Source organism: Nonomuraea zeae (assembly GCF_005889725.1).
GTDB lineage: Bacteria > Actinomycetota > Actinomycetes > Streptosporangiales > Streptosporangiaceae > Nonomuraea > Nonomuraea zeae.
Window position 1 is genome coordinate 1 of sequence record NZ_VCKX01000343.1, and the last position, 11,915, is coordinate 11,915.

9 protein-coding genes and 1 pseudogene are annotated in these 11,915 nt (G+C 73.7%); 4 read left to right on the forward strand and 6 right to left on the reverse strand.

What is annotated here, in order from left to right:
- Positions 1-113 precede the first annotated feature (113 nt).
- Complete coding sequence (locus ETD85_RS53590) at positions 114-593, forward strand: ATP-binding protein (RefSeq protein WP_240780017.1); 480 nt, start codon at positions 114-116, stop codon at positions 591-593.
- Positions 594-604: 11 nt separating this feature from the next.
- On the opposite strand, the gene ETD85_RS53595 is transcribed toward ETD85_RS53590, so the two are convergent.
- Complete coding sequence (locus tag ETD85_RS53595) at positions 605-1,525, reverse strand: TAXI family TRAP transporter solute-binding subunit (RefSeq protein ID WP_240780018.1); 921 nt, start codon at positions 1,523-1,525, stop codon at positions 605-607.
- A 26-nt stretch (positions 1,526-1,551) separates the two neighbouring features.
- Here ETD85_RS53595 and ETD85_RS53600 point away from each other — a divergent pair, with 26 nt between their 5' ends.
- Both ETD85_RS53600 and ETD85_RS53605 read left to right on the forward strand, forming a co-directional pair.
- Complete coding sequence (locus ETD85_RS53600) at positions 1,552-2,292, forward strand: Mut7-C RNAse domain-containing protein (RefSeq protein ID WP_138697567.1); 741 nt, start codon at positions 1,552-1,554, stop codon at positions 2,290-2,292.
- A gap of 343 nt (positions 2,293-2,635) precedes the next feature.
- Positions 2,636-3,154 (forward strand): hypothetical protein, encoded by a 519-nt coding sequence (locus ETD85_RS53605; protein ID WP_138697568.1) that lies wholly within the window; start codon positions 2,636-2,638, stop codon positions 3,152-3,154.
- A 60-nt stretch (positions 3,155-3,214) separates the two neighbouring features.
- Here ETD85_RS53605 and ETD85_RS53610 read toward each other — a convergent pair whose 3' ends face one another.
- On the reverse strand, positions 3,215-6,673 hold the full coding sequence (locus ETD85_RS53610) for a WD40 repeat domain-containing serine/threonine protein kinase (RefSeq protein ID WP_170247342.1): 3,459 nt from the start codon (positions 6,671-6,673) through the stop codon (positions 3,215-3,217).
- A gap of 34 nt (positions 6,674-6,707) precedes the next feature.
- Here ETD85_RS53610 and ETD85_RS53615 point away from each other — a divergent pair, with 34 nt between their 5' ends.
- The gene (locus ETD85_RS53615) at positions 6,708-9,278 is read left to right on the forward strand and encodes an AfsR/SARP family transcriptional regulator (RefSeq protein ID WP_138697570.1); all 2,571 of its coding nucleotides are present in this window, start codon (positions 6,708-6,710) and stop codon (positions 9,276-9,278) included.
- Positions 9,279-9,310: 32 nt separating this feature from the next.
- On the opposite strand, the gene urtE is transcribed toward ETD85_RS53615, so the two are convergent.
- The 4 genes and pseudogenes from urtE to ETD85_RS53635 all read right to left on the reverse strand — a co-directional run.
- A complete protein-coding gene (gene urtE, locus ETD85_RS53620; RefSeq protein ID WP_138697571.1) occupies positions 9,311-10,000 on the reverse strand; it encodes an urea ABC transporter ATP-binding subunit UrtE in 690 nt (229 codons plus the stop codon).
- Positions 9,978-10,727 (reverse strand): urea ABC transporter ATP-binding protein UrtD, encoded by a 750-nt coding sequence (urtD, locus tag ETD85_RS53625; RefSeq protein ID WP_138697572.1) that lies wholly within the window; start codon positions 10,725-10,727, stop codon positions 9,978-9,980. The genes urtE and urtD overlap by 23 nt, the downstream gene beginning before the upstream one ends.
- On the reverse strand, positions 10,711-11,739 hold the full coding sequence (gene urtC, locus ETD85_RS53630) for an urea ABC transporter permease subunit UrtC (protein ID WP_138697573.1): 1,029 nt from the start codon (positions 11,737-11,739) through the stop codon (positions 10,711-10,713). Before urtC ends, urtD begins: the two co-directional genes overlap by 17 nt.
- A pseudogene (locus ETD85_RS53635) lies at positions 11,736-11,897 on the reverse strand (urea ABC transporter permease subunit UrtB); the annotation flags it as partial. The pseudogene ETD85_RS53635 and the gene urtC, both read right to left, overlap by 4 nt.
- Positions 11,898-11,915 lie beyond the last annotated feature (18 nt).

The following is an 11,915-nucleotide window of genomic DNA, read 5'->3' on the forward strand; positions in this document are numbered from 1 at the left end:
ACCCGGACGCTGCGCCCAACCTGGGTGCTGACGAAGTCTCGCGCTGATGCTGTTTTTTTTTTCAAGCAGAAGACGGCATACGAGCTGTCTTAGGGTCTCGTGGGCTCGGAGATGTGTATAAGAGCCAGGTGTACGCGGCGAAGGGGGTGCGGCTGGAGCTGGACGTTCCCGAGGCCGCGGAGATTCCCGAGGCGGCGGCCAGGATCGCCGACATCGCCCTGGACAACGCCCAGAAGTTCGTCCCCGAGGGCGGCACGGTGACCGTGACCCTGCTGGACGGGGTGCTGCGGGTGGCCGACGACGGGCCGGGGCTGAGCGAGGAGGAGCGGTCGGAGGCGCTGGGCCGGTTCTGGCGCTCCGGTGCCCACGCCAACGTGCCGGGCAGCGGGCTGGGCCTGGCCATCGCGGCCGAGCTGGCCAGGGCGTGCGGGGCCGGCCTGCGGCTGCTGCCCGCCGTGCCGCACGGGCTGGTCGTGGAGCTGCGCCTGGATCAGGCGCACCCGGATCCATTGGACGCCACGGATCGGGCTGGCACCGGCCAGGCGGGCACGGATCGGGCGGGCACGGATCGGGCGGGCACGGATCGGGCGTAACAGCGTCTGGGTCAGCCGTACACCGAGCGGTAGTAGCGGGCGGCGCCGGGGTGGAGGGGCACGACGCCGGTGCCGATGGCGTAGCGCTCGTCGAGGCGGCCGCCGGGCGCCGAGGGGGCCTGGAGGCGGTCGCGGGCGCGGAAGAGGGTCTCGGTGATGGTGTGGGCCAGGTCGTCGGGGAGGCTGGTCCGGCACATCAGGTAGCTGGGGGTGCCCACGGTCGCGACGGGCCGGGTCGCGCCGTACGCGCCCGAGGGGACGGACGCGTGCTCGTACACGGGGCCGAACCCGCGGCGCAGCACCGGCACCAGCGACTCCAGCGGCACGAGCCGGATGCCGTCGAGCGAGGCGAGCGCGGGGGTGGGCACGCCGCCCGACCAGAAGAACGCCTCGATCCGGCCGCCGCGCAACGCGTCGATCGAGGCGTCCAGGCCCAGCCTGACGACCTGGGGCGGCCGCTCCAGCCCGGCCGCGGCCAGCACGCGGGCCGCGGTCACCGCCGTGCCCGAGCCCTCCACGCCGAGCGACACGGCCCGCCCGGCGAGCTCCTGGACCGAGGCGATCCGGTCGTCCTCGCGGACGACCAGGTGGACGTAGTTCATGTACATCCGGGCCAGCGCGGAGACCGCCTGGTGGCGCACGCGTACGGCGTCGTCGGCGCTGTCGGCCAGAGAGAACCCGGCGTCGGCGCGGCCGTCGGTCATCATGGTCAGGTTCTGGACGCTGGCGGCGGTACGCAGCACCCGCACGCCGATCCCTTCACGGCGCAGCTCCTCGGCCAGCCGGTCCCCGAGCGCGCCGTACGGGCCGCCGGCCAGCCCCGTCGCCAGCCGCAGCTCCCTGGGCCCGTCGCCGGAGCCCGAGCACCCGGCGGCGAGCGCCAGGCAGGCCCCGGGTAGGGCCCCGAGGAAGGCGCGGCGGGATATCGGCATGAATTCACGGTATCCGGTCCACCAGAATGGACATCGTGACCGAACCGGACGCACGCCTGCGCATCGCCCCGGAGCTGATGATGTTCCTGCCGGCGAGCCGCCGCACGGAATGGCAGGAGGTGACCCCGGACGGCACCTCCACGCTGGGCCACCACGTCGAGTCGATCGGCATCCCGCTGACCGAGGTGGGCCCGATGATCATGCGGGGCTCTGGCGTGGCACCCTCCTACCTGCTCACGCCGGGTGACGTCGTGGAGATCCATCCGGTGCCGAGGCCCCAGCAGCTCCCCGCGGAGCCGCGCTTCCTGCTGGACGTCCACCTGGGCACGCTCGCGCGGCGGCTGCGGCTGCTCGGCCTCGACGCGGCCTATCACAACGACATGGACGACCCGGCGCTGGTGGTCCAGGCCAACGAGGAGCGCCGGGTGCTGCTCACGCAGGACCGCGGCCTGCTGCGCCGCCGCGCCCTGTGGCTGGGCGCGTACGTGCGCGGCTCCCGCCCCGCCGACCAGCTCCGCGACCTGCTCGAACGCTTCTCCCCCTCGCTGCGCCCGTGGACGCGGTGCACGGCGTGCAACGGCGAGCTCGCGCCGGTGACCAAGGAGGAGGTGGCGCCGCTGCTGGAGTCCGGGACGAGGCGCAGCTACGACGCGTACGGCCGGTGCCGGGAATGCGGCCAGGTGTACTGGCACGGCGCGCACAGCAACAGCCTTGAGGAAATCGTGCAGTCGGCGCAACTCTGGACTAACGCCTCCAATTCCCGATAATACCTGAACGGGTAACAATTCTTTCCCGATCATCGACTTCGGGAAAGACAGTCAAGTCGCTCTCGATACACCCTTTCACCAGGGATTACACGAGCGATCTTGGGTATGAGTAGTGGCAACCACTACCCCATTTCGGGTGCGTGGTAACCGCCCTCTAACTAACCGCGCCAAAGACTCATAAGTCGCAGCATTTGTCGGTAAAACCCGACAACGGCGCTACTTTGGCCTATGTCATACATCGGGACACTCCGTGAAATACGGGGGGATTCGCCCAAGATTGGGGGATTTACCGGAGATGGCCAAGAATGGGAAACCCGACCACGACGTCGGGTCCGCTCCTCGGATGTGGAGCGTCAGAAAGAAGTGGGCGACCGCCATCGTCGGCATGACCACGACGCTGGGCCTGCCGAGCGTCGTGGTCCGGATCAGCCAGGCGCAGGGCAAGGAGGACGCGTCGAGACTCGCCATCACCGCGCCCGCGACCGGGCCGGGAGCCACCGCGGCGGCCTGTCCCATGGTCAGAGGCACCGCGACCCTGCCGGAGGGCTCGACCCTGCTGGTCGCGGTGCGCCGTACGACCGGCCTGCCGCGCACGAAGCAGACCCGGTTCTACCGGGTCGACACCGTCCGGCCGTCCGGGCAGTGGGACGTCCCCGTCTCGCTCGAAGGCGAGGATCCCGGGATGGCGGGGCAGTGGTACTCGATCACCGCGCTCACCGTGCAGACCTCGTGGGCCGACTTCCTGGAGAGAATCCGCGGCACCGCGCACGATCCCATGATGATCGCCTCCGCGCTGCCGCCGCACGAGGGCGAGGCGCCCTCCGTCGAAGTGCAGCGGGAAACCGTCCCGGGCTCCTGCTGAACCCGCTTCTGTTTGCCTGGCGGCGACGTCGGGCAAACAGAAGCCCGAGAGCGACCGGCCCTACGGGCACACGCCGAACGGCTCGATCCCGGGCAGGTGGCGGGCCCACTCCTGGGCGGTGAGCGAGCGCCCGGCGCGCCGGCAGACGGCCGCGGCCATGTGCCCCTCGTCGAGGTCGTGCGCGCGCAGCGTCCCGTCGGACGCGACGCTGTAGAGCCGTCTTCCGCCGGCGGAGAACGCGATCGACTCGTTGCCCGTCGCGAGGTCCGTCATGCCGTCGAACACGAGGCCGAGCGGCTGCCGGGCGCGTACGTCCCAGAGCCGGACCCGGGCCCCCGACTCGTACGTGGCGATCGTCCGGCCGTCCGGCGACCAGGCCAGTTCCCCCACGGAGGAGCCGGGCACGGCGGGGAACAGCCCGGCCTGCGTCTTGAGCGCCCCGTCCCAGAGGGAGAGCCGGTCGGGCCCGGACAGGACCACCTGGGCGCCGTCCGGGCTGAAGGCGTAGCCGCCCAGGAGCCGCCCGAGCCCGGGTCCCGACGGCAGCCTGGCGCCCGTCGCCGGATCGACCGGCGTGGGCGACATGCCGGTCAGCAGCAGCCGCCCGTCGGGGCGGAAGGCGACCGCGCCGCCTCGGACGGCCGTGACGAGCCGCGGCGAGCGGCGGCCGAGGTCCCACAGCTCGACCGGGCGGACCGTGAAGTCGGCCGCCGCGGGCGAGACGGCCAGCGTGCGGCCGTCGGGGCTGAAGGCGAGCGCGTCGACGCCGCTCGCGCCCGGCACCGCGAACCCGGCCGACACCTTGCCGGTGCCCACCTCGATCACGCGGACGGTCGGGCCGTCGGAGGCGGCAAGCCGCCGGCCGTCGGAGCTGAACGCCAGCGCCGGGTGGCGCTCGGTCCACGGCAGCGCGGGCGCGAGCGGCCGGCCGGTGGCCGGGTCCCTGAGCGTCAGCCCGTCGAGCTGCCTGGCCGCCAGCGCCCGCGCGCCGGGGCCGAGCAGGAAGCGGCCATGGTCGTCGCCCCTGGCGAGCTGGGGGTCGAACAGCATGGAGACGTCCAGCGTGTGGACGCTCCCGCCGTCGCTCAGCAGGCGCAGCACCCGCTGTTCCTCGTCCACGCGGAGATCGGCGACGGGGCCGGGCGGGCGGCGGCGCACCACGATCTCGCCGCCGGGCCGCCGCCTGATCACGAGATCCTGCCCGTAGGCCCAGGTGATGACGAACCGGTCGCCGAACCCGAACTCGACCGCGTCCCCCGACTCGCCGCCCATCAGCACGGCGCCGTCCGGCAGCGTGCGGACGCTCAGCGCGCTGCCGCCCGCCGGCTGGTTCGCGGTGACGGCCAGCGCCTTGCCGTCCGCGCTGAACTCGCCCTCCAGGAGGTTCGAGCGCAGCGGCAGCCAGCCGGCCGGCAGCCGCCGGCCCGCCCGCAGGTCCCAGAGCTGCGCGCGGTCCTTCGCGCCGCCGGCCACCAGGCCGTAGCGGCCGTCCGCGCTCACCGCGTCGAGGCCGAGGCCCGACGGGGTGGTGAGCGGGCGGCGGGTGGCGACGTCCCACCAGCGCTCGACGGCCGCGACCCCCTCGGAGACGGACAGCAGCCGCCCGGTCGCGTCGAACTCCAGCTCCCCCGCCCCGTCGCCCGGCCCGCCGAACCGGTCGCCGTCCTGGCGGCCCGTGGCCACGTCCCAGAGCCGTACGCCCTGGTCGTCCTGGAGGGCGAGGGTGCGGCCGTCGGGGCTCAGCGCGGCCTTGCGCACGCTCGCGCCCACGCCGGGGAGCTCGCGGAGCTGCCGGTGCGCGGGCACGTCCCAGATCCTGGCCACGCCCTCCTGGACCGCGACCAGCCGGCGGCCGTCGTGGCCGAGCCCGTACACGGAGTCCGTCCCGTTGTACGGGTCGGTGAACGCGTCGGTCACCGGCTGCGCGAGCGAGTCGTAGAGCGCGCCGCGCGTCTCGGCCGACCCGGGGCTCAGCCGCCAGGCCGCCACGCTCAGCAGCCTGGCCAGCGGCGGCTCCGTCTGCCGCAGGTCGGCCGCGCGCAGGGCGAGCTCCCTGGCGAGGGCGTCGTCGCGCTGGCGGCCGGTCTCCCTGCGCAGGTGCTCGGCCAGCCCGAGCCCGCCGAGCGCGACCGCGAGCAGCACGGCCAGGGTGGCCGCCAGCAGGCCGCGCCGCCGGGACCGGAGCCGCACCTGCGCGGCGGCGGCGTCGAGGAACTCGCTCTCCCGCCTGGCCAGCGTGAGGTCCCTGCGCTCGGTGGCCGCCCATTTGAGTGTCCTGTCCAGGTTGGAGCCGTGCAGCAGGTCCGCCTGCTTCCTGCCGTGGCTCTCCCAGAGCGCGGCGGCGTCGGCGAGGCGGCGGTGCACGGGCAGCCCGTCGCGGTTGGCCGCCACCCACTCCCGCAGCCTGGGCCAGGCCTGGACGAGCCCGGGGCGGGCCAGCGCGTACCCGTCGCCGCCGTGCGTGAGCAGGCCCGCGGCGGTGAGCACGGCCAGCAGGGCGTCCACGGCCTCCGTGCCGGGCAGCTCGGCGCGGCCGACCGGCCTGAGCGCGTCGCCGTCGATCATCCGCAGGAAGACCTCGGGGACGGCGGCCCGCTCGGCGTCGGTCAGCTCGGCGAACAGCTCCTCCGCGACCGCGCCGAGGCCGGGCTCCGCCGTGCCGGTCAGCTCCCCGGCCAGCGTGCCGCCCCTGGCCAGCAGGGCCTCGGCGGGTTGCTCGTCCTCCTCCTCGCCCAGCAGGCCCAGGAGCACCGCCTTCGCGCCGGGGCGGCCGGCGGGGTCCTGGGCGAGTGCGGCGGTCACGAGGGGGCCGAGCGGCTCCGGCAGCCCGTCGGCGCTGGGGCGGAAGCCGAGCACGCGGGTGACGGCCGCCATCGGCTCGCCCGGCTCGATCGCGTCGCGGCCGTGCGCCGCGAACAGCACGACCATCCCCCACGCCCACAGGTCCGCCGCCCCGGTGGCGCCCCGCCCGGCGAGCACCTCCGGCGCCATGTAGCCGGGCGTCCCCATGAGCGGCCCCGACGTGGTCGGCCCGGCCTCGCGGGCCACCCCGAAGTCGATCACGCGCGGCCCGTCGGGGCCGAGGATGATGTTGTCCGGCTTGAGGTCGCGGTGCACGATCCCGGCCCGGTGGATGGCCATCAGCGCGGTCGCGACCCCGATGGCCAGGCGGCGCAGCCGGTCCCCGCCGTACGGGCCCGACTCCGCGACCACCTGCCGCAGGCTCGGCCCGGGGACGAACTCGCTGACGATGTAGGGGGCGGGCACGTCCGTCCGGGCCTCGATCACCCTGGCCGTGCAGAACGACGCCACCCGCCGGGCCGCCGCCGCCTCTTTCGCCAGCCTGGCCCTGGACTCGGCGCTGTCGAAGCGCGGCACCTTGACCGCGACGCGCTCGCCGGCCTCGTCGTAGGCGTCGTAGACGACGCCCTGGCCGCCCCCGCCGAGCCGGCCGGCCAGCCAGTATCGCCCGAGCCGATGCGGGTCCGAAGAAGTGAGCGCGGCCATCAAGTATGCCATTCTGATCGACGTCTCCTCCTCGAAGGAAGGTCGCGTGGAATTTCGCATCATGGGGCCGCTCGAGGTTCGCGACGGCGAGGGCCGAGATCGCACCCCGACCGTGCCGAAGCATCGCGACCTGCTGGCGATGCTCCTGATGAACGCCGGCCGCCCGATGACGGTCGAGCGGCTGCGCAGGCTGCTGTGGCCGCGTGAGGGCGGCGACCGCTCCGACTCCCTCGTCCGCGGATACGTCGGCCAGCTCCGCCAGCTCGTCGGTAAAGACGTGATCACGACCGTCTCCGGCTCGTACGTCCTGAGCCTGGGCGACGGGCAGCTCGACGTCGACAGGTTCCGGCTGCTGGTGGACCGGGAGTCCTACGAGGAGGCGCTGGCGCTGTGGCGCGGCGAGGTCCTGGAGGACGTGGACCCCGAGGGCGAGCGGTGGGTGGAGACGCGGCGGCTGCGCGAGGAGCTGGAGGAGCTGCGCCTGCTGGCGCTGGAGCGCAGGGTGCAGGCCGACCTGGACGCCGGCCGCCACCGGGAGCTGCTGGCGGAGCTGCGGCGGCTGACCAAGCAGCATCCGCTCTGGCAGCGCTTCCGGGGCCAGTACATGCTGGCCCTCTACCGCAGCGGGCGCCGGGTGGACGCGCTGGCGGCGTACGCGGTGCTGCGCGACCAGCTCGACGGCGGGCACGCGATCGAGCCCGACCCCGAGCTGCAGCTCCTCTACCACCGCATGCTGCACGACGACGTCTCGCTGCACGTCTCGGCCGGCCCTCCGGTGCTGCTGCCGCCCGACGTGGCCGACTTCACCGGCCGCGCCGACCTGCTCGACCGGGTGGTCGGCGACCTGGCCGTGGTGCACGGCCAGGCCGGCGCGGGCAAGTCGGCGCTGGCCGTGCACGCCGCCTGGCGGCAGCGGGACGACTTCCCCGACGGCATCCTGTACGCGGACCTGCGCGAGACGACGGCGCCCGCGGCGGTGCTGGAGGACTTCCTGCGCTGGCTGGGCTGCCCGGCCCAGGCGATCCCCGCCTCGCTGGAGCAGCGCGAACGGCTGTTCCGCACGTACGCGGCCAACCGCAGGCTGCTGGTGCTGCTCGACAACGCGGCGGGCGAGGCGCAGGTGCGGCCGCTGCTGACGTCCTGCCCGACGGTCGTGACCAGCCGGTCGTCCCTGGGCGGCCTGACCGGCGCGCGGCGGCTGTCCGTGGGCGTGCTCGACGACGGCGACGCGCTCGAACTGCTGGTCAGGAGCTCGGGCCGGTCGGCGGACGACGCCCTGCGCAGGCTGGCGCGGTTCTGCGGCGCGCTGCCGATCGCGCTGCGCATCGCCGGGTCCCGGCTGGCGGCCAGGCCGGAGTGGACCGCCGACTACCTGGTCGGCCTGCTGGAGGACGAGCACGAGCGGCTCGACGGGCTGCACGCGGGCGACCAGGCGGTGCGCAGCGTGTTCGCCATCGGCTTCGACGGGCTGGCCGAGCCGGCCCAGCGGACGCTGCGCGGGCTGGGCGCGCTGTCCGCGCCCGACTTCGCGGACTGGGTGACCGAGCGGCTCGGCGGGCACGCGGAGGCGCTGGTGGACGCCGGGCTGCTGGAGACGCACGGGGTCGACGTGGCCGGCCAGATCCGCTACCGGCTGCACGACCTGACCCGGCTGTTCGCCCGCGAGCAGCCGGTCCCCGGCGTGCTGGAGCGGCTGTCGGACGTGGTGCTGGCCAGGGTGCAGGCCTCACGGTTCTCGCTGGTGTCGGGCGATCCGGCCACGGCCGTGGCCACCAGGGACATCAGGGAGTCCGTCGAGTGGCTGGCGGCCGAGCGGGCGTTCCTGGTCAGCCTGGTCGCCGACCTGAACGCGGCCGGGCTGGACGACCCGTGCTGGCGTCTGGCGCACCTGCTGGGGCCCTACCTGGAGCGCCACCGGTTCCTGGACGACTGGCGGGCCGTCACGGGGGTGGCGCTGGAGTCGGCGCGGCGGGCGGCCGACGACCGGGGCGAGGCGCTCATCCTGCTGGACCAGGGCGACCTGCACCTGGCCGAGCGGGAGTGGGATCTGGCGCACGAGCGGCTGCGGCTGGCGCTGGCCATGTTCCTGGGGCGGGGCCGGGCCCGCGACGTCAACCACACCAGGCGCCGGCTCGGCCGCGTGCACCTGGAGCGGGGGCGTCTGGAGGAGGCCGAGCGCGCCCTGCTCGCCTGCCTGGAGAGCGCCGGCAGCCAGCGGGAGGCCGCCGAGGCCGAGCGGGTGCTCGGCACGGTGCTGCGCCGCGCGGGCCGGCTCGACGAGGCCGTGGAGCGCCTGGTGGCGGCCGTCGAGCACCTTGGGGAGCTGGGCGACCGGCACCGGCAGGCGGACACGCTGCTGGAGCTGTCGGCCGTCTACCTGTCGCAGGCCGCCAAGCCGGACGCCAGGGCCGCCGCCGAGCGGGCCAGGGGCATCGCCGTGCGCTTGGGCGACCGGCTGCTCGACGCGCAGGCCCTGCTCACCCTGGCCAAGGTGAACCGGGCCGAGGGCGCGACCGGCCGGGCCCGCGAGCTGGCCGCGGCGGCGCTGGAGGTCTTCGAGGCGACCGGCGACCGCCAGGGCGGCGCCAACGCCCGCGCCCTCCTGGCGCTGAGCTGAGCGCCCGAGCGCCTGAGCGCCGCCCGGGCAGCTCAGACCGCCAGCAGCCGCCGTACGTCGTCGCGGTGCAGCTCCTCGGCGGTCCCGGTACGCACGACGTGCCCGCCGTCGAGGATGACGAACGTGTCGGCCAGCCGCAGCGCGATGTCCAGGTACTGCTCCACGAGCAGCACGGCCAGCCCGGAGGCGTGCAGCCGCTCGATGGCGGCCTCGATCTCCAGGATGATCGAGGGCTGGATGCCCTCGGTCGGCTCGTCGAGTATGAGCATCCTGGGCCTGGTCACCAGCGCGCGGGCCATGGCGAGCTGCTGCTGCTGGCCGCCGGACAGGTGCCCGGCGCTCCGCTTCAGCAGCGGCTTGAGCGCGGGGAAGACCTCCAGCGCCTCGTCGATGGCCGCCCGCTGCTCCTTGGCCGCCTCCATGGTCACGAGCAGGTTGCCCAGCACGGAGAGCTGGGGGAAGCACTGGTGGCCCTGCGGGACGTAGCCCATGCCGAGCCGGACCCGCTCGTGCGGCTTCAGCCTGGTCACGTCGCGCCCGTCGAACGTGATGCGGCCCGCCGTCGCGGGCAGCACGCCCATCACGGTGTTGAGCAGGGTGGTCTTGCCGACGCCGTTGCGTCCCATGACGCACACCAGCTGGCCCGGCTCGACTTCCAGCGAGACGCCGAACAGCACGCGCGCCCGCCCGTACCCCGACTCAAGGCCGCTCACTGACAGCATCGCTGGGTCTCCTCCCCAGATAGACCTCCTGCACCCGCGGATCGCCGCTGACCTGGTCCACCGACCCCTCCACGAGCACCTTGCCCTCGTGCAGCACCGTCACCTTCGAGGCGTGCCGCCGCAGGAACTCCATGTCGTGCTCCACCACGATCACCGTGTGGTCGGCGGCGATCTGGGTGAGCAGCTCCCCGGTACGCTCCCGCTCCTCCCTCGACATGCCGGCCACGGGCTCGTCCAGCAGGAGCAGTCGCGGCCGCTGCGCCAGCAGCATCCCGATCTCGAGCCACTGGCGCTGGCCGTGGGAGAGAACGCCGGCTGAACGCTCGGCGAGCTCTTCGAGCCCGGTCCTGGCCAGGGCCTCCTCGACGGCCTCGGTGACGCCCCTCCGCCGCCTGGCCAGCGACCACAGGGGCTTGCGGAAGCTGGCCGCGAGATCCAGGTTCTCGACCACGGTCAGCTCCTCGAACACGACCGAGGTCTGGAAGGTGCGGCCGACCCCGAGCCGGACGATCTGGTGCTCCTTCCGGCCCACGAGGTCGTGGCCGCCGAACCGCACGCTGCCCGCGGCCGGCCTGGTCAGGCCCGTGATCACGTCGATGAGCGTGGTCTTGCCCGCGCCGTTGGGGCCGATCAGGAAGCGCAGCTCGCCCTCCGGCACCGTCAGGTCGACGCCGTCGAGCGCGCGGAACCCGTCGAACACCACCTGTACGTCACGTAGCTCGAGCACTGCGCAACCTCCCTGCGACGCCTCTCGCGATGCCGGCGATGCCCTTCGGCGCCAGCGTCATGACCAGGATGAACAGCGCGCCCTGCAGGTAGAGCCAGCCGTCGGCGAACTGCTCGCTGAACGCCGTCTTGGCGTAGCCCATGACGACCGCGCCGAGCACCGCCCCCGCCAGCACGTGCCGCCCGCCCACGGCCACGGCGACGACCAGCTCCAGCGAGGGCACCACGCCGAGCAGCGCGGGCGAGATGATGCCGACGACCGGGACGAACAGCGCGCCCGCCAGCCCCGCCATGCCCGCCGACGCGGCGAAGGTGACGGTCTTGACCAGGGCCGGGTCGTAGCCGAGGAAGCGCACCCGGTCCTCGCCGTCCCTGACCGCGACGAGGAGCTTGCCGTACCTGCTGTTCACGAGCTGCCGGGTGAGGAGGTAGAGGACGCCCAGCACCGTGGCGACCACCAGGTAGAGCACCCGCTGCGTGGAGTCCTCGGCCAGGTCCTGGCCGAACAGCTCGAAGAAGTTGGTCATGCCGTTGGTGCCGCCGGTCAGGCCCTGCTGGCCGACCAGCAGGATGACCATGGCGGCGGCCAGGGCCTGGGTCAGGATGGCGAAGTACGCGCCGCGTACGCGCTGCCTGAAGACCAGCGTGCCGAGGATCAGCGCGATCGCCACGGGCCCGAGGACCGCCATCGTGACGGCGAAGACCGGGTTGGCGAACGGCACCCACAGCGCGGGCAGCTTCTCCACCCCGCTCCACACCATGAAGTCGGGCAGCCCGCCGCCCTCGGTCAGCTTGAGGTACATCGCCATCGAGTAGCCGCCGAGGCCGAAGAACACGCCCTGGCCGAGCGTGAGCATGCCGCCCTTCCCCCACGCCAGCCCGATCCCGAGCGCGACGATGGCGTAGCACAGGTACTTCGCCAGCAGCCCCAGCCGGAACGGCTCCAGCAGCAGCGGCGCCGCCACCAGCGCGAGCACGGCCACGGCCGCGAAGGGCAGATGTCTCTTGATCATGTGAGCACCCTCGACCTCAGCACGAACATCCCCTGCGGCCGCACTTGCAGGAACGCGATGATGACGGCGAACACGATCACCTTCGCCAGCGAGGCGTCGGACCAGAACTCGGCGTAGGAGTTCAGCAGCCCGAGCGCGATCGCGGCCAGCACCGCCCCTGTGTCTTATACACATCT

Excerpts from the sequence above, each read along its gene's own strand:
- urtC (WP_138697573.1), bottom strand. The coding sequence starts at position 11,739 with ATGATCAAGAGACATCTGCCCTTCGCGGCCGTGGCCGTGCTCGCGCTG.
- ETD85_RS53605 (WP_138697568.1), top strand. The coding sequence starts at position 2,636 with ATGTGGAGCGTCAGAAAGAAGTGGGCGACCGCCATCGTCGGCATGACC.
- ETD85_RS53610 (WP_170247342.1), bottom strand. The coding sequence starts at position 6,673 with ATGGCATACTTGATGGCCGCGCTCACTTCTTCGGACCCGCATCGGCTC.
- ETD85_RS53600 (WP_138697567.1), top strand. The coding sequence starts at position 1,552 with ATGGACATCGTGACCGAACCGGACGCACGCCTGCGCATCGCCCCGGAG.
- urtE (WP_138697571.1), bottom strand. The coding sequence starts at position 10,000 with ATGCTGTCAGTGAGCGGCCTTGAGTCGGGGTACGGGCGGGCGCGCGTG.
- ETD85_RS53595 (WP_240780018.1), bottom strand. The coding sequence starts at position 1,525 with ATGCCGATATCCCGCCGCGCCTTCCTCGGGGCCCTACCCGGGGCCTGC.